At 40.2% G+C, this 18,242-nt stretch carries 18 protein-coding genes; 7 read left to right on the top strand and 11 right to left on the bottom strand.

Translation table 11 applies throughout. The features are described from left to right. Positions 1–8: 8 nt before the first annotated feature. From AC4MCC_RS07685 to AC4MCC_RS07665, 5 genes are all read right to left on the bottom strand, one after another. The gene (locus AC4MCC_RS07685; RefSeq protein WP_491875834.1) at positions 9–1,007 is read right to left on the bottom strand and encodes a putative oxygenase MesX; all 999 of its coding nucleotides are present in this window, start codon (positions 1,005–1,007) and stop codon (positions 9–11) included. Between the two features lie 307 nt (positions 1,008–1,314). Continuing rightward, positions 1,315–2,007 (bottom strand): metallophosphoesterase, encoded by a 693-nt coding sequence (locus AC4MCC_RS07680; protein WP_491885077.1) that lies wholly within the window; start codon positions 2,005–2,007, stop codon positions 1,315–1,317. A gap of 447 nt (positions 2,008–2,454) precedes the next feature. Beyond that, entirely contained in the window at positions 2,455–3,771 is a 1,317-nt protein-coding gene (locus AC4MCC_RS07675) for a PQQ-dependent sugar dehydrogenase (RefSeq protein WP_491885076.1), read from the bottom strand. A gap of 176 nt (positions 3,772–3,947) precedes the next feature. Continuing rightward, the gene (locus AC4MCC_RS07670) at positions 3,948–5,672 is read right to left on the bottom strand and encodes a bifunctional protein-serine/threonine kinase/phosphatase (protein ID WP_491885075.1); all 1,725 of its coding nucleotides are present in this window, start codon (positions 5,670–5,672) and stop codon (positions 3,948–3,950) included. 52 nt (positions 5,673–5,724) lie between these two features. After that, positions 5,725–6,534, bottom strand: coding sequence for a formate/nitrite transporter family protein (locus tag AC4MCC_RS07665; protein ID WP_004785766.1), 810 nt, complete (start codon positions 6,532–6,534; stop codon positions 5,725–5,727). 280 nt (positions 6,535–6,814) lie between these two features. Here AC4MCC_RS07665 and cynS point away from each other — a divergent pair, with 280 nt between their 5' ends. The 6 genes from cynS (at position 6,815) to AC4MCC_RS07635 (ending at position 12,622) form a co-directional block, all read left to right on the top strand. After that, entirely contained in the window at positions 6,815–7,264 is a 450-nt protein-coding gene (cynS, locus tag AC4MCC_RS07660; protein ID WP_004785763.1) for a cyanase, read from the top strand. Between the two features lie 349 nt (positions 7,265–7,613). Beyond that, the gene (locus AC4MCC_RS07655; RefSeq protein WP_491885074.1) at positions 7,614–9,770 is read left to right on the top strand and encodes a TonB-dependent siderophore receptor; all 2,157 of its coding nucleotides are present in this window, start codon (positions 7,614–7,616) and stop codon (positions 9,768–9,770) included. Positions 9,771–9,842: 72 nt separating this feature from the next. After that, a complete protein-coding gene (locus AC4MCC_RS07650) occupies positions 9,843–10,454 on the top strand; it encodes a DUF4198 domain-containing protein (protein WP_491885073.1) in 612 nt (203 codons plus the stop codon). Positions 10,455–10,499: 45 nt separating this feature from the next. Next, positions 10,500–10,778 (top strand): hypothetical protein, encoded by a 279-nt coding sequence (locus AC4MCC_RS07645; protein ID WP_034170888.1) that lies wholly within the window; start codon positions 10,500–10,502, stop codon positions 10,776–10,778. Between the two features lie 3 nt (positions 10,779–10,781). Continuing rightward, positions 10,782–12,341: a PepSY-associated TM helix domain-containing protein gene (locus tag AC4MCC_RS07640; protein WP_491885072.1), complete on the top strand. Its 1,560-nt coding sequence runs from the start codon at positions 10,782–10,784 to the stop codon at positions 12,339–12,341. Further along, positions 12,338–12,622 (top strand): hypothetical protein, encoded by a 285-nt coding sequence (locus AC4MCC_RS07635; protein WP_491880919.1) that lies wholly within the window; start codon positions 12,338–12,340, stop codon positions 12,620–12,622. The genes AC4MCC_RS07640 and AC4MCC_RS07635 overlap by 4 nt, the downstream gene beginning before the upstream one ends. A 104-nt stretch (positions 12,623–12,726) precedes the next feature. Here the strand turns inward: AC4MCC_RS07635 and AC4MCC_RS07630 are convergent, their stop codons facing one another. From AC4MCC_RS07630 to AC4MCC_RS07605, 6 genes are all read right to left on the bottom strand, one after another. Then, positions 12,727–13,620, bottom strand: coding sequence for a copper resistance protein B (locus AC4MCC_RS07630; RefSeq protein ID WP_491885071.1), 894 nt, complete (start codon positions 13,618–13,620; stop codon positions 12,727–12,729). After that, positions 13,607–15,499 carry a copper resistance system multicopper oxidase gene (locus AC4MCC_RS07625; RefSeq protein WP_491885070.1) on the bottom strand — a complete coding sequence of 631 codons (1,893 nt, stop codon included), beginning with the start codon at positions 15,497–15,499 and terminating at the stop codon, positions 13,607–13,609. Before AC4MCC_RS07625 ends, AC4MCC_RS07630 begins: the two co-directional genes overlap by 14 nt. 41 nt (positions 15,500–15,540) lie before the next feature. Next, positions 15,541–15,966, bottom strand: a complete 426-nt coding sequence (locus AC4MCC_RS07620; RefSeq protein ID WP_491885069.1) for a hypothetical protein — start codon at positions 15,964–15,966, stop codon at positions 15,541–15,543. Positions 15,967–16,084: 118 nt separating this feature from the next. Beyond that, positions 16,085–16,960: an MBL fold metallo-hydrolase gene (locus AC4MCC_RS07615; RefSeq protein ID WP_491885068.1), complete on the bottom strand. Its 876-nt coding sequence runs from the start codon at positions 16,958–16,960 to the stop codon at positions 16,085–16,087. A gap of 2 nt (positions 16,961–16,962) precedes the next feature. Further along, the gene (locus tag AC4MCC_RS07610) at positions 16,963–17,379 is read right to left on the bottom strand and encodes a DUF6691 family protein (RefSeq protein ID WP_419364280.1); all 417 of its coding nucleotides are present in this window, start codon (positions 17,377–17,379) and stop codon (positions 16,963–16,965) included. Beyond that, positions 17,380–17,796, bottom strand: coding sequence for a YeeE/YedE family protein (locus AC4MCC_RS07605; protein WP_491885067.1), 417 nt, complete (start codon positions 17,794–17,796; stop codon positions 17,380–17,382). 99 nt (positions 17,797–17,895) lie between these two features. On the opposite strand from AC4MCC_RS07605, the gene AC4MCC_RS07600 reads away from it, so the two are divergent. Beyond that, positions 17,896–18,207: an ArsR/SmtB family transcription factor gene (locus AC4MCC_RS07600; protein WP_005235664.1), complete on the top strand. Its 312-nt coding sequence runs from the start codon at positions 17,896–17,898 to the stop codon at positions 18,205–18,207. Positions 18,208–18,242: the final 35 nt, after the last annotated feature.

Genomic DNA, 18,242 nt, shown 5'->3' with positions numbered 1-18,242 from the left:
TTCTTCATTCAGGCAGCATGGACTTGATGAGCATTATCTACAGTAAAATTTGCGGCCCACTTTTCAAGAATGTCTTTATACGGCTTAATAAAATTTTCTTCTGTCCATTTGCCCTGCTTAACTGCTAATTGACTACGCTCCACACGGTCGTAAACGATTTGTGTCAACGAATAATCCTGATAATTCAGGCTTGGTTGATAGATCAAACCTGCAGGCGAATTGGTGTTGTAAATTTCAGGACGATAAATCTTCTGGAAACTTTCCATGGTACTGATCGCACTGATAAGTTCGAAGTCCGTGTAATCACGCAATAAGTCACCGGCAAAATAGAATGCCAACGGCGCATTGCCATGTTCAGGTTTGAAATAGCGAACGCTTAAGCCCATCTTCTTGAAGTATGCATCTGTACGTGAATAATCATCATTTTTATATTCCACACCGAGTACAGGATGCACATGTGCAGTACGGTAATAGGTTTTCGTGGTAGATACACTCAGACAAATCACCGGCTGTTTCTTAAACTCGGCTTTAAACACATCTGAATGAATTAAATGCTGATAAAGTTTACCGTGCAAATCGCCAAAGTCGTCAAGCTTTGCATCAGTTTTATCGCTGATGGATGGCAATACAACGCTAAAGTCATAATCACGTACATAAGATGAAAAGCTATTGCCAATCATGCCTTCAATGCGCTCATTGGTTTGATGATCAATGACGGTACTTTTTAGCATCTCGATAAAGGGGAAAGTTTGACCATTGCCTTCGACATCAAGTTCAGCAGAGATAATATCAATTTCAAGGGAATAACGGTCGCCTTTGGGATTATCACTTGTCGCTAATGAATTAAAACGCTGATTAATCATGGCCAGAGTTCTGCGCAGATTTTCCTGTCGACTTTCACCACGTGCCAGATTGGCAAAGTTGGTTGTTAAACGTGTGTTGTCTGCTGGTTGATAATTTTCATCGAAACGAATGCGCTTGATTGAGCATGTAAATTGATTACCCATGGGGATTCACTATCCTAATTTTTAAATAAAGCCAAATTTCTGTATAACTTCATTTAAACGTGAATCTAAAGATGAGTAAAACGATATAAATTCATTAAAAGATGAGAAAAATTCACTATAGCAAAATTAATTGTATGAATACCTATTCAAAATTAAATTGGACGAAATACAGTTTCTTATTCAAAAATTAATGTAGATCACCTTTTGTAAAAATAAGCTATCAAGTTAATTTTAAAGGCAGAAGTTAAGGCAGAAGTTAAGGTAGAAGTTATTGATATGTTTTGCAGTTGGTTCTTAGCAATAGCACTTAGTTTGCATTTTTTATTTTAACGACACACAACTTCTGCGTATAAGAAGAGCCAACATCGATATAGTGGCAATTATTAATTTGAGTATGTTCCTTCACAATCGTATGACCCAGATAGATCTCATCGATATTTTTAACGGTTCCATAGCGATAAGAATGATTGCGAATTCTCCCTCTACCCCAAAGTGCATTGGTATATGCTGAAGTTAGGCCAGGAATTCTACTTTCACCTTTTGCAATTTTCTTTTTAAATATATTCCAGTCATTAAGCGCAATATCTGCGTGCAAAATGCCAATCTTTTTATGTTTTAGGTTTAGTTCAATGGCCAAAGGAAGTGCCGAAAAAATTTCACTGAGTTCATCCTGTTTTTCGGTTGATAAAAGATAGAACCACTCACCGCCATTCTGTGCATGCATATCTTGAATCCATGCATCGTCACGGCCTTTGATACATATTTCCTCATGATTGCCGCGAACACAATAAAACCAGGGCTGACTTAGCAATGAAACGCATTCCAAATTTTCATTACCACGATCGACCAGATCTCCGGTACAAATCAGTAGATCTTTCTCAAAATTAAAATGAACTTTCTCTAATTCTTGCATGAGCAAGCTATAACACCCATGCAGATCCCCGACCACATATATGGCAGAGAAATCAGATCCATCAATTACCTTCGTTAAAGTGTTCATAAATATCTTCTATAATATGGAATCCTGTCTTCCAAACCTGAAGCAAAAGATGATTCTTAAATCATATCTTTTAATTTTAATGCTGTTTATAACTGGAAAGTAGTTATTTATACACTACAATTGAATGATTTTTATCTTCAAAAACCTTTGTAAAATATAAGAATATTCACATAATGTTAACTTTTGTATAAATATATTATTTTTTGTAAGTTTTGGCTTACATAGATTGGAGCAAATACTCTATATCTTGATTCCTCAATTTTTGACATTATGTTTCACATAAAGAGTCAGCAAGGAAAGCTGATAATAATCGCATTACAACGATAATAAAGTCGAAAGACAGCGAACTTACTGGGATGGTAAGTGATAAAAGTAGAGACTACAGCCGCTAAGCCTTATAGTTTTGGGAGAGACTATAAGGCTTTTATTTTATTAGCATCTACTTATTTATTGATTCGGTGATACTCGCCAAATCACGTTCCCTACATCATCAGCAACCAATATTGCGCCTTGAGCATCTGTAGCTACACCCACAGGTCGGCCAAATGCATCTCCATTTTTGCTTAAAAATCCGGTCAGAACATCTTGAGGCTGACCAGAAGGTTGACCATTTTGAAATGGTACGAAAATAACTTTATAGCCACTATGAGGTTTTCTGTTCCAGGAACCATGCTGACCAATGAATGCTCCATCACGATATTGCGGCATTAAATTGGCTTTATAAAATGTCAGCCCCAGTGATGCAGTATGATTTCCTATGGCATAATCTGGCTTAATTGCCTGTGCAACCAGTTCAGGCTTTTGCGGTTTTACCCGGGAATCTACATGCTGGCCATAATAACTATAAGGCCAGCCATAAAAAGCACCATCTTTAACCGAAGTCATATAATCAGGAACCAGATCATTACCCAGCTCATCACGCTCATTCACTACGGTCCATAAAGCTCCACTCTGAGGCTGCCAGCCCATGCCATTGGGATTACGCAGGCCTGTAGCAAACGGCCGGGCTTGACCTGTAGAAAAATCAAACTCCATGATCAGGGCGCGCCCTTCTTCTTGAGCTATGCCATTTTCCGCCACATTACTATTGGAACCTACCGTAATGTAGAGCTTCGTCCCTGCAGGATTGGCAATAACATTTTTTGTCCAGTGATGATTTAAGGGGCCAGCGGGTAAGTCCAATACTTTAGTGCCTTTTTCCTTGATCTGGGTCATACCTGGCTGATAAGAGAATCGCACTAAAGCATCGGTATTTGCGACATAAAGCACATTACCTACCAAAGTCATTCCAAACGGCGAGTTTAAATTTTGCAGAAATACCGTTTTCTGATCAGCAACGCCGTCTTGATTACTGTCACGTAGCAGGCTAATACGGTTGGCGCTTGGATAGGATGATCCTGCTCTTCTCATCACCATTTTCATGATTTTGCCTTTAATCCCTTTACTGTCTTCGGGCTTAGCCGGAGCATCGGTTTCAGCCACCAGTACATCTCCATTCGGCAATACATATAACCAGCGCGGATGTTGAAGGCCCTGTGCAAATGCTTGCACCTTTAAACCCGGTGCTGGCGTCGGCATGAGGCCTTCAGGCCAACCTTTTGCAGGGGCAATGTTGACGACCGGAAACAGTCTTGATTTTGGTTCAGGTAAAGACGGCTGGGAGCCATAACTATCTGTTACAGGTGTTTTGGATGAAACTGTACAGCCGGTAAATGCCAATATGATTACGGTACTTAAGGCTGATAGGAGAAATTGAGCCACCATGGTATTTCCCTGCTTTTTGTTTTTATCTCTCCCATTTTAAAAGGTGATTGAAATCGTAATGATATAGTTCTTGTAGTTTCTGGTTATGGATTGATTGCCATAAATTTACTAGTGACACAAGCTGCCCAAAGCATAGAACACGGTCTAATTTTTTACTTATATTCACTCCGACCTTCTTAAATAAATGGCCATGCAATACTTAATAAAAGTAAAAGTCCTAATACAGCACTACTGATTTGCCAAAAGCGTAAAGGATCACGTTCAATGAAGGTAGGAGCTTTGGATTTTAATAATTCTTTAGATGGATGTTCCAGATCATGAATCAATTCAGTCAATGCCTCATAACGATACATTGACTCAATATTCAGTGCCTTTTTTAGAATCCGGTCTAACCAGAGTGGTAAATCTGGCCGATATTTCTGGATGGCATGATATTGAACTTTCTTAAGCTGCTTCAGCGTTTTACAACGAGCCAAATCTGTACCATAAGGAAGCTGTTTAGTTAGTAAATAATAAGCCATTGCCGCCAAAGAAAATTGATCAGACTGAACGGATGGTGAATGTTCAATGAAATATTCAGGCGCCATAAATGCCAAGGTACCAAGTGGCCGATTTGCATGTTTAGGATTAATTTCAACTAAACCTCGTACAGCAGTTGAACCATAATCAATCAGTTTGACTTTAAGTGTATTATCGACGTTTAAGACCATGATATTTTCCGGACGTATATCCTGATGCAACATTTCCAGTCGGTGCATTGCATTTAAGGCCAATGCCGTTTGCTGCAAAATAGGGAGAATATCTTCCAGTTGCAAAGGCTTTTTCTGTTGATGTAGCCAGCAATCTAAGGTTTCTCCCTGCAAATATTCATAACTTTGGAATAAATATTTTTTCTCTGATTGATGCGGATAACATTGCAGCAAATTCTCATGTTTAAGACGCTTTGAAACCCAGTCTTCAAGTTGAAACTGTTCAACAGCCTGTTCATCTTGCTGTAAATCTACTGCCAGAGTTTTAATCACTAGCGTTTGCCGATCATGATCATGTGCCAAATACAGGCAACTGCGGTGATTTTGGTGCAGGATTTTATCAATAACATAGCCTTCGAATACTTCATCTTTGCTGAGCTGCGGTGGAAACACATAATCCTGGTGCATATAAAACTGATCTGGTTCAGGCAACTGATCAATACGGAGCACTTGAAGACTTAAATTATCATTACTGCCCTGTTTTAAAGCCTGTTCAACCAAGAATTTGGCAAGCTGATTTAAGTGATCTGCAACCAAAGTGAAATCTAATAATTGTTGGTCTGTAACAAATTCATAAACCCCATCAGTCATGAGTAGAAAGACATCTTTTTCTTTTAGTTCAAGGCTTTGATAATCAATTTCAATACGATAATCCACGCCTAAGGCACGACTGAGATAATGTTCTGTCGAAGATAGACAGACACGATGATCATGGGTTAATAATTCAATTTCACCGTTCCTGATTCGATAAATACGACTATCACCGACGTGAAAAATATGCGCCTGATGCTGCTTTAAAATAAGTGCGGATAAGGTACAGACATAGCCCCGATCTTTATCGAAACGTCCCTGACTTTGTTGGGTTTGTGCATATAACCATGAATTAGTGGCACGAATCACCCGTGCTGCTGAAGTCTGAGTGCTCCAGGCATCCGAAGTCGAATAATAATCAGAGAGAAAACTGCTAACGGCTGTTTCTGCGGCAATGTGACTAACATTGCTACTACCGATCCCGTCGGCAATCGCACAAGCTATACCTTTTTGCTTCAGTACATGACCTTCTGGTAAAAAGATGCCATAAAAATCCTGATTCTGATCTTTAATACCAGCCGTAGAATATTGTCCAATAGCGACTTTTAATGTTTTTTTCATATTGAAAACTCAAAAAAGGGATCATATTGATCCCTTTAAAAATGATTCATTATTAGAATTCTTTTTTCGCGCCAGTACGTACATGTGTGGTGTAAAGTGCCAGACCTGTTAAGGCTAAACCACCGACCAGATTACCTAAAGCAACCGGTAATTCATTCCACAGAAAATAATCTGCAATCGAGAAGTCACCACCCATCATCATGGCAAATGGGAACAGGAACATGTTTACTACTGAGTGTTCAAAGCCCATGGCAAAGAACAGCATCACTGGCATCCACATTGCGATGAATTTCCCACTCACTGTAGTAGACATCATTGCGCCAATCACACCTAAAGACACCATCCAGTTACACAGCATGCCGCGAATAAAAATAGTCATCCAACCTGAGAAACCATAAGCCGCATAACCTAAGGTACGGTCTTCACCAATATGAGAAATCTTTTCACCGACTGGATTCGGATCAGTCGCAAAGCCCATGGTATAAACAACGGCCATCAGTACTGCAACGACTAAACACCCAGTAAAGTTACCTAAAAATACCAGTCCCCAGTTTTTTAAAATGCGTGCCCAAGTTACGCCAGGACGTTTATCCAGCCATGCCAGCGGTGTCAATACAAATACCCCAGTTAGCAAGTCATAGCCCAATAAATACAACATGCAGAAGCCGACAGGAAACAGTAATGCGCCAATCAGTGGCACACCAGTTTGCACTGCAATCGTAATTGCAAATACGGCTGCCAAGGCCAGAATCGCACCTGCCATAAAGGCACGAATCAAAACATCACGGGTTGCCATATGAAGCTTGGATTCACCCGCATCTACTACTTTTTTTGCAAACTCCGCAGGAGCAAGATATGCCATGTTGTCGTCCTCTTTTTCAATATACGGACCTGTTTTTCGAAAAAAAGACGCCTAAGATCACTGAAGACCTTAGGCGCCGTTGCCTTGAATATTAGAACAGGTAATGATGAATGGCGTCGTTGCCATGTATATCGAAACAGATGCAAAAGCTGTGCCACAAATAATTAACAATCGCTTAAATATTCATTTTTTATTTAGTATGAATTCAAAAATGCGGTTGGCATGATATCTGCTTTATCCGTTCTGCATACATTCATTTGAGAATAATTTGGAGAGGATTATGATTACCCATCGTCAACAAGTAACTGACATGATCATTTCAGCGAAAGTTTTAAAGTCAATTAAGTGGTCAGATGTTGCCAAAGAGATTGGTCTTTCTAAAGAATGGGTAACCGCTGCATGTTTAGGTCAGATGGCGTTTAATAAAGAGCAAGCAGAAAAGATTGGTCAGATTTTTGGCTTAAGTGATGAAGCCGTTGCATGGCTACAGATCGTGCCATATAAAGGTTCCCTGCCAACCAGCGTACCGACCGATCCTTTAATTTATCGTTGGTATGAAGTGGTGAATGTATATGGTTCTACCATTAAAGAACTGATTCATGAAGAATTTGGTGACGGTATAATGAGCGCGATTGATTTTAGTATGGATATTCAACGCGAAGAAAATCCGAATGGCGACCGTGTCAATGTCGTATTGTCTGGCAAGTTCTTGCCTTATAAAACTTATTGATCAATATCATTTATAAAAAGCCATCAATGTGATGGCTTTTTTTTATTTCATTTTTCTTTTTATATTTGAGCATTAATCTCATTCTCTACATGAAAAAAATTTAGCGAATATACTTTATAAATTTAAAAAATTAATATGAAGTCAATAATTTACATATTATTTTACTAAAATAAATCGTTTTTATTTTAAGCAAAATCTTAACCCCTTCTTCTTTTAATCTGCTTTAACTGCAAAGTATTCCTCTATCAATGAGTAATTTTTAATTTAAATTTCCTATTGTATTTAGATTGATTTAAAAATATCTAATAAATAACATTAGCGATAATTATTATCATTTACATTCATTAAAATGTTTTATACCAATCATCCAACTTTCAAGCTATCTTTGCTCAGTTTTGCCATATTGATGACACAGCAAAGTTTTGCAGAAAATAGTCAGCAACTTCCTACCATCACGATAGTCACTGATGCAGCACAAACAACAGAAAGCTCTGAACAGACTAAAAGCTATATTATTCAAAATTCTGCAACAGCTTCTAAACTAAATATTCCTCTTAAGGAAACGCCACAAACAGTGAATGTAGTGACGCGTCAACAATTAGATGACTTTGCACTGGATAATACCCGTGATGTACTCCGCAACTCACCGGGGATCATTGTAAGTAACCAGGAGACCGAACGAACTTCCTATCTATCACGTGGTTTTGAAATCTCAAACCTATTGGTAGACGGCGTTGGGATTCCGCTTGAAGGCTATAACTACAATAATGACAATCCAGACAGCTTTTTATTTGACCGTATAGAGATCGTTAAAGGTGCAAATGCCTTAAATAATGGTATTGGCGATCCGGGCGCTACCATTAATATGATTCGAAAACGCCCTACTCAGGAGCTTCAAGCCGCGTTTAACACCAGTTATGGTTCATGGAATACCCAACGTTATGAAGCGGATGTTTCCTCTCCCCTGACACAGGATGGAAAAATCAGAGGCCGAGTATTTGGCTATCAGCAGACAGGTGATAGTTATCTGGATCACTATGAACTCGAAAAAAATGGCATTGGTGCAGTTGTTGAGGCTGACCTGACTGATTCGACCTTAATAACTGCTGGTTATACCGAAACGAATCATAATCCCAATGGTGTCAATTGGGGTTCCAATCCTTTAATCAATACTGAAGGTGAACAGTTAAGCTATTCAAGAAATTATAATTACAGTCCGGACTGGGCCTACTGGGACAGTAATATTAAAAACTATTTTGCCGAGATCGAACAACAACTTGGTGCTGATTGGAAAGCTAAACTTAGTTATGAGGAAAAACAGACTGACCGGGATTCAAAACTTTTATTCCTGTCCGGTAAACCTGGTACTGACGGTACTTCAGGTATTTTCTTATATCCAGGTATGTATATTGATGACAATAAAGAACAACAAGCCAGCCTGAGTTTTAGCGGCACCTATCCGCTTTGGGGACAACGCCATGAAGCCTCATTGGGCTATGTCTGGGCCAAAAATCGTCTGGATGAATTGGGTTATGCTGGCAGCTTTGTCAATCCGCTGACCACAGATTTAGCCAGCTTTACACCCGAAGAACCAAGCTGGGATATGTCGAAAACCAGTGGTGAAATGCATATCCGGCAGAAGAACCAGAGCCTTTATGCTGCGACCCGACTGCATCTGAATGATGATCTGAAACTGCTTTTAGGTGCCAACTATGTTCAGGCTGAAAGTACAGGCAGTAGTTATGGAACAGACACGATTTATGATGAGAATAAGCTATTACCTTATGCAGGCCTGACTTATGAATTTAGTCCTGAATATACAGGTTATCTAAGCTATACCTCAATTTTCCGTCCACAAACAACCAAAGCTCTGGATGGCAGTATTAATAAACCGGTTGAAGGTGAAAGTTATGAAGCTGGGATTAAAAGTTCCTGGCTAGATGATAAGCTCACCGCCAGCATGGCCGTATTCAGAACAGAGCAAAGCAATTATCCGTTACGAGATTCTGACGGTATCCCGACTTTACGTAAAACCCAGGTGAGTGATCTACGTTCACAAGGTTATGAATTTGGTTTGGCTGGTCAGTTAACGGATCATTTAAATCTAAGCTTTGGCTATACTCAGTTTAGTCTTAAAGATCTGATCAACGGTGGTGATGCCCGTACCTTTAATCCTAATCAGTCTTTTAATCTTCTGACCACCTATCAGGTGCCACAGATTCCAAAACTGAAACTGGGCCTTGGTGTGCAATGGCAGGATAAAACTTATCTAGAAGTTCCTGAAGCTGCTACAAAGGGTGTTGTTACCCAACAAGCAGGCATTATCAAACAGGATGCATATGCGCTTGTGAATCTGATGGCCAGTTATGAACTCAATGATCACATTACTTTGCAGGCCAACGGGAATAATCTGACCAATGAAAAATACTTATTTAATTTCCCGAATCAGCAAGGCTTCTATGGTGCACCGGCAAATTACAGTGTGGCCGTAAAATTCAAATATTAATTTTTCGCTTGAGCTTTGAAAGAATATTCGGAGCTCATTTTCTTATATGCAAACAATAATCAGGCAGAATTCATGAAAAAAATCATTACTTTGACAATTGGACTGTCAATGACCCTTTCTACTCAGGCCCATATGCTTTGGCTAGAACGTGCTTCAGATGCAAAAACACATGCATTCTTTGGTGAATATAGTGAACAGCTCAAAGAGACTCAAGAAGGTGCCTTAAAGTCATTCAGCCAAGCAAAAGCGATTCAGACTAAAAAACAATTTAGTCCCCAACTACACCAGGATCATCTGGTCTACTCTACAAAAGATCAAGCAGATGTAGAGCTCCATCATGAACTGATCTATGGGGAATCCTTACTCAGCTATCACGCGAAATCCGGCAGACAAAACCTAAAAGCAGACTCAGAGCTGGATATCGTACCGGTTCAACCGAACAGTAATACTTTTACAGTCATGTATCAGGGTAAACCCGCTGCGGATGTCAAAGTGACTGTCTATTCCCCACAGCACTGGCTTAAAAACTATACGACCAACAAGCATGGCCAAATTAATATTGCTACACCATGGAAGGGTCAATATGTACTAGAGGTGAGTCAAGAAGTAGACAAGAAAGGAAAATTGAATCAGCAAGTGTATAAGAAACAGTACCTGGTCACTACTTTAAGCTTCGTGCATTAAGTTGCCTCAATATTTATTTATACAGATTCATATAAAGGCCTTTCCATGATTTCTACCTTTCAGCCCCTTGCTATCCTGTATCGATTAAGCATGAGCTTTGGTATTGGTTATTTATGTAGTTATCTGATTGCTCTCGATCTGGCCTATTTTTTACAGGCGAGTTTACCTAAAGCTGAATCGGTTTATCTGGCTGCCTTTATTGCCCTGATTTTTTATGTCTGTTTTGTGATTGGAATCTTCTGTATCCAAAGTCTTAAAACACTTTCAGTCTATAGCTTGATTCCTCTCATTGTTTTATTTGTCATTTCCCGCTTCATAGGTTAAACCATGCATAAATCTGTCCGTCAATCTATGGCATGGCTACATTCATGGCTAGGTTTAAGTTTTGGCTGGCTCCTCTTCGCGATCTTTTTAACAGGTGCGGTCACTTATTATCGCCATGAAATTACAATGTGGATGCAGCCACAATTTGCCACGATGCAGGTTAACCAGGAAATTGCTTTAAAAACTGCTTATAGCTATTTACAGCAACATGCACCTGATGCACAGAACTGGTATATCGGGGTAGCGAATCAGGATTTACCGGTTAATAAAATTTATTGGCAAACTGCAGAGGGTGCTTATCAACTTAAAACCTTGGATGCTATGACAGGTAAGGAATTAACGCTTTCGGCTACACAGGGCGGAGATTTTTTCTATAACTTTCATTTTCAGCTATATGGCGTACCTTATACCATTGGTCGTCTGATTGTAACCATTGCTGCATTCATCATGTTAATGACCCTGATTTCCGGAATCATTACCCATAAAAAAATTCTGACTGACTTCTTTACCCTGAGAGCTTTTAAAGGACAACGTTCCTATCTGGATTTTCATAATGTCAGTTCCGTCATTGCACTACCGTTCTTTTTAACTATGACTTTTACTGGACTGGCTATTTTCTTTTATATTGTTTTGCCTTCTGGCATGAAGCAGCTATATCCAGAAAATCCATTTCAATATTTTGAAGAAATCCGAACCAAAAATGTGCTTGCTCCCTCTGCTGTGCCCATTAAAACGGAGATGTTACCGATTCAACATTTTATCACTACGGCGCAGCAGCACTGGGGAAAATCAGAATTTGAAAATATTACCGTGAAGCAGCCGAATACCCAGCTGGCAAAGATTACCTTAACCGAATTGAAAGATCATTCTATTACCCGCAATCAGGCACAACTCGTATTCAATGCGACGACAGGCAAATTGCTTGAAAACACCCGTAATGACAGTGCAATTGCTACCCTGAATGCTGGAGTATATGGTTTGCATATGGCACGTTTTGCCGAACCTGTTTTACGTTTTGCCCTATTTTTCTCAGGCATATTAGGCTGTGCCATGATCGCTTCCGGATTATTACTCTGGAGCCTGAAACGGCAGATGCAGAAAAAATCGGATCGTTTTCACTTTGGACATTATCTGGTGAATCGTCTGAATATCACCATGATAATTGGTTTACCTATTGCCATGCTGGCTTATCTTTATGCAAACCGTTTGATTCCCATTCCTGTAGGCACCACAAATTATGAAATCTATATCTTCTTTAGTATTTGGCTGAGCAGTTTGATCTTGGCCTGTTTAACGCCACAACAGCACTTATGGAAAACGCAGCTTAAAATTCTCATCTGTGCCGCTTTTATGCTTCCACTCATCGACCTGTATTATTTGTGGTCCCAGCATTATCTGGATTCTTTTGCGAACTATTGGCTGTTTTTGCGTATCGATCTGATGCTCTGGATCTTGGCACTTCTCGCTTACTTCCTACATCAGAAAATTACACCTATCCAGCAAAAAGCTGTTCATAAAATTCAGGCCAAGCTTAAAACTGCACAGCAGGAGTCTTCTTCATGATATGGATGGCAATAGTAGGACTGATCTGGATGGCCTGTTTTGGTTTTTATGCAGTGAGTGAAAAACAGATTTTAAAAACCAGACAATCTCGATATTCTTTTCTGGTGAGTTATCCGGTCATCGTTAAATTGATCTCAAGCAGTCTTTTACTGTTGGTATTGTTGCTTTTACGAACTCAATTCAGTAGTAGTATTAGCTTTATGGCACTTTGGGTTTTTATAAGTCCAATCGTATTTATATTTATTCTGAAGATGAATAATTTAAAACAAACAAAAGCATGATTACAGTCTTATGAAAGTCTGTGAAAAATAAGATCTAGCTAAGCATAGATGAGGCGAGAAAATGATTTTTCCGCCTCATAAATATTGCTTATATAGATATCTGTTTAGAACATCACTCTTAAACCGATTCCATAACGCCCGCCCTGTTCAGAATCAGATGCGTCCTGCCATGAAGTTTTCTCGTTGCCCTTGGAATATTCATAAGCAATATTAAGGTAAGGCATGATCTTTTTATTGATTTCATAACGAGTTTCCAGACCGAATGCCGCATGACTTATTCCAGTCTTTTTGGCATTGACTGCCTTATCCTTTAGAATGAGGTCAACTTCAAAATAAGGCTGCAAAATCAGTTTTTGTGTGAGTAGCAGATCACGTTCTGTTTCTAGCTCAAGCCCGATAAAATCATCTTCACCAAGATACAGATGTGTATTGGTTTCAAAGAAATACGGCGCCAGTCCATGGAATCCAAACACTGCATCTACATGTTCAATATCTTGCCCAGTATTAGGCTGCCCCAAATTTTCCTGATGGTAGCGAAGACCCGCCTGAGCATCCCAGAAATCTGAAATATTCCGGCTATACAGAGCTTGGACTGCATATTCTGTTGCTCTGGATTCCTGCTTGTCAGCTTTGAGTTTAATGAACAGTTTATTTTCATCGGTGCCAATCCGAAGCTCATTCTCGGACTGTAAGCCTCCCTCACCTTCTGAATTTTTGATCCATTTATTGTCCAGTTTGACCCACGTATAAATTTGCCCTCCATGTTCCTTGCGATGATCATGTTCAATGGAATAGGTTGAAGCTGAATCTGGAATTAAATTTTCAGTAACTTCCAGTGATACTGAAGTTAAATGATGCTCTGAAGATTGGAGTGATTGTTGATGATGCATCGAATGATCAGCATGCTGTTGAGATATATCTTCGGCCAAAACAGCCATATTTCCCAACGCCAATACACTAGCCAAAACCGGCTTCAAACAAAGATTAATGGTGCGCATGAGCATCTCCTTGTTTTTCTGCTAGTTTTGGCATGTGATGATTGGAATGATTTTCCTGCACAGTATCCTGAGTTGAAACGTTATTTTCCTGAACATTCGCTACAATCAGTTTATTCATCATGCCGGCAGTCATGTGATACAGCAGATGACAATGAATCGCCCATTCACCTAGTTCATCTGCAGTCAGCAAAGTCGTAACGGTTTTTCCAGGTGGGACAATCACTGTATGTTTATTCGGCAAATCTATTGCAGACTGGCCATTTTCGAGCTGCATGAACATGCCATGTAAATGCATCGGATGCGCCATCATACTGTCATTGATAAATTTCAGCCTGATCCGTTCCCCAAATTTCACTTTGAGCGGCTCTGCTTCATTAAATTTCTTGCCGTTCATGGTCCAGATATACCGTTCCATGGTGCCGCCTAAACGAATCACCAATTCACTTTCTGCGTCGCGAATATCTTTTTGCGGAGTCAAAGATTTAAGATCGCTATATTGCAAAGCTTTATGCCCTACCAGTGTAGAGGCATTGGCCCAGCCGTAAACTAGTGGCTGCGTAGAAGTTTTGGCATCTTTTTTATGTTGCATATGCCCGGTCATATTTGTGTGATTCACATGATCTATAGCGGATGGAGTATCTGAATGCTCAGTATGATTGCCCTCTCCTTGCTCGATCACTTTGGCCGATGCATGCTGCTTATGCCCTATCATTGAATGTTCAGTATCCCTTTTAACATTTATGTCATGACTAGCATGATTCTGATGATTCATCTGCTCGTGTGCTTCACCCTGCATATTGCCATGTCCCATATCTTCCATGGTCAATAAGGCACGAGGGCGGGATATAGGTTTGTGTATGGCATGATGAACTGGTTTTAACTCATTCTGTAGGCTACCAATCGCAAAACCGGAACGGTCAATCGATTCAGCTTCAATCTGATAATGTTCCGCAGTGGGTTCCACAATCACATCATAGGTTTCTGCGGCACCAATGCGGAATTCATCGACAACTACAGGTTTGATAGGCTGCCCGTCTGCACTGACGACTGTCATTTTTAACTGTGGAATACGCACATCGAAGAATGACATGGCAGAGGCATTGATAAAACGCAGTCGCACTTTTTCATTCGGTTTAAACTGTCCCATCCAGTTCTGTTCAGGCGTTTTTCCATTCACCAGAAAGGTATAGCCGGTTACATCAGACAGATCAGTTTTCAGCATGCGCATCTGATTCCACATTTTGCGATCATTCCAGGTGGCTTTAAGCCCTTCCCGTTTGATTTGCTGAAAAACATCGCTCAGAGTTTCACGCTGATTTTGATAATACTCGGCAGATTTTTTTAAATTATTCATGATCTGCTGGCCGGACTGCTCATGAAATTCTGAAAGCATGACCACATAATCACGCTCGGTCTGCTCATGTGCAGGAACTTCCACCGGGTTCTTGGGATAGATTACAAAGGCGCCGTAAAGGCCGTCCTGTTCCTGCCCCTTGGAATGGGCATGATACCAGTAGGTTCCACTCTGACGAATTTTAAAGCGATAGACAAATTCCTGATCAGGTGCAATGCCCTGAAACCCGTTAAAACCGGGGACGCCGTCCATCAAACCGGGTAGCAATAAACCATGCCAATGCAGAGAGCTTTCTTTATTCTTTAGCTTGTTTTTGACGCGAATAACAGCTTCATCACCTTCCTCAAATTCCAGTAAAGGTGCAGGAAATTTTCCATTCACTGTAATACGCTGTACGGTTTTACCGGTGAGATTAACAGGTCCTTCTTCAATAACCAGCTGATATTCTTTTACAGCAGCCAATAATGAAGACGAAATCACTAAACTTAAGCCCAATAACAGGCTTTGACTAATTTTAATCGACATAACTTAATCCTTGATTTTTTTTGGAATATTAATAACGAGGATTAAGCTTTAGGTGGGCGCAGTATTTCCTGCCAATATCCGGCAAGGTGCTTGGCTTGATAATTAGAGATAAAAGTGGTTTCTAAGGCATGAATCACAGGGAGATTTAACTTCGAGATTTCCACATCGATCCAGCTACTCAAGTTATGGCAAGAGCTATAAATACACTCTGGACAGTCATCTTTATGGTCATTTAAGTCGGAGTGGCAATCCATGTCCTGACTCATATCATGAGCAGAACCATGCATAGTTTGATGCTGGCTATGTAACTTCTCTATTTCTGCCATTTCCTGACAATGGGAACTCATCTGCTTGGCTGACGTTTCCAGATGCATCGTTTTTGATGAAGCAACAGACATGCTGCTCCAGCCTACGGCGAAGACCATAAGCATCACAAACCAGATCTGTTTAAAGAACTGTCTGAGCACGATGCACCCTGAAAATATAAAAATGAGTTAACCCAAATAGCATAGGGTGGAATATTAAAATTCGCAAACTTTATAAGCGCTTAATTTAAAGATTAATATTTCGTTCTTGATAAATTGATCACTTCTTAAAATAATTTAGCGGCAGCTTCAAATAAGACACACCATTGTTTTCTGGCATTGGAAACTGTCCTCCATTCATATTGATCTGGATGGCAGGCAAAATCAGTTTAGGCATACTTAGACCTGCATCACGCTGCTGACGCATCTGTACAAATTCAGATTTGCTAATCCCTTCACGGATATGAACGTTTTGCTGTTTTTGCTGATGGATCGTCGTTTCACATTGATATTCATGACGTGACTCTGGCAAATAGTCATGACACAGAAATACTCGGGTACTTTCCGGGAGCTGAAACAGCTTTTGAACAGAGTCATATAAAACCGGTGCACTGCCATTTGGAAAATCACAACGAGCCGTGCCATAGTCTGGCATAAACAGTGTATCTCCTACAAAGACGGCGTCACCAATCACATAGCTTAAACAGGCAGGTGTATGGCCTGGTGTAGGAATATTATAAACTTCCAGTTCGCCAATTTTGAAATGCTCACCATCTTCAAACAGATAGTCAAAAGGCTGATGCGCATTAATCTGTTTCATGTCTAGATGATAAATTTCGGCAAACGTTTCCTGCACCAGCGCAATTTTCTTACTGATTGCAATCTTGCCACCTAATTGCTGTTTTAGATATGGGGCAGCTGTCAGATGATCAGCATGTACATGAGTTTCCAGAATCCATTCCACGGTCAAACCTTGTGATTTTACATAGGCAATCATCTGATCGGCATGCTCGGTCGATGTGGTGGCAGACGCAGCATCGTAATCCAGCACGCTATCAATAATGGCACATCGGGCAGTTTGAGGATCGCTCACTACATAACTAAAAGTATTGGTATTTTTATCAAAAAATGCTTTGACGTTTGGCTGCTGTGTCATATTTATACTCCTGCCCATTTACGGTGAATCCAGACCCCAAGCAGCATAGCTGCAATAAAATACAAGGCTTGATAATGTCCCAAACCAATCAGGGTAAAACTGGGTGCCGGACAAATGCCTGCAATTCCCCAACCGATACCAAATAATAAACTACCCGACAGCAGTTTAGGGTCAATCTTTTGATTCTTTGGTAAATCAATGGGTTCATTAAATAAAGTGGTCGGATTTGGATTATGTTTAGCTTTCTGGAAAGGAATAAAAGCCACCAGAATTGCCCCCATCATGACAAAGGCAAGGCTCGCATCCCAATCCCCAAACAGATCCAGAAAATCCAGAACTTTTTCAGGATTAGACATACCTGAGAGCATCAAGCCGACTGAAAACAGGCCACCAAATAGAAAAGCGAATAGATTTTTCATTTAGATAGCTCCAACCAGATGACGAACCACATAAACCGTGATAAATCCCGCCAGCATAAAAGACCCGGTCGCAACAAAGGAGCGATTTGACAGACGGCTAATCCCACAGATGCCATGCCCACTGGTACAACCTGAACCTAAACGTGTACCAAAACCGACCAGCAAACCGGCAATGACCATCAACCATGGGCTGGCATTCAGCTCAATTTCTGGCTGAAACAAAACGCCATAGATAAATGGAACTATAAATAGTCCTGCTAAAAACCAGACCGCAGGAGTTTTGAAAATCGTCTTTCGATTGAGTACCTGCCCAACCAACCCACTCACGCCCGCAATGTGGCCATTGACATACAGATAGCCGACCACTGAAAGACCAAGCAGTAATCCACCGAGAAACGCTGCCAAAAAGTCATGCATGAGCATATCCCACTTACAATATATAATTTTATAATATATAATTAAAAATATTAATCAAGACAGTTTTTGAATATTGCGTGACTAATACAGGTTTTTTATATGACAGCAGATGAATCTCAGACACGTATTGATTTTTCTCAGGCTCATGTGGTGAGCGAACGCTTAAAAGTGTTGTCGAATTCTGACCGTCTGAAAATTCTATGTGTACTAGTCGATAGTGAAATGAATGTGCAACAGATTGAGCTACAAACTGATATTCACCAACCTACACTCTCGCAACAACTTACCGTACTGCGAAAAGCCGAAATGGTCAGCACGCGTCGGGAAGGCAAGCAGATTTTCTATCAGCTTTCCGACCCCAAATTACTCACCCTGATGCAAACCTTATATCAGCTTTATTGCAAGGCTTAAGTGATAAGAAAACTCTTCATTTATCCATAATTGCA

Source organism: Acinetobacter sp. CAU_H_56 (assembly GCF_058599425.1).
This window is presented reverse-complemented; position numbering and strand designations above follow the sequence as displayed.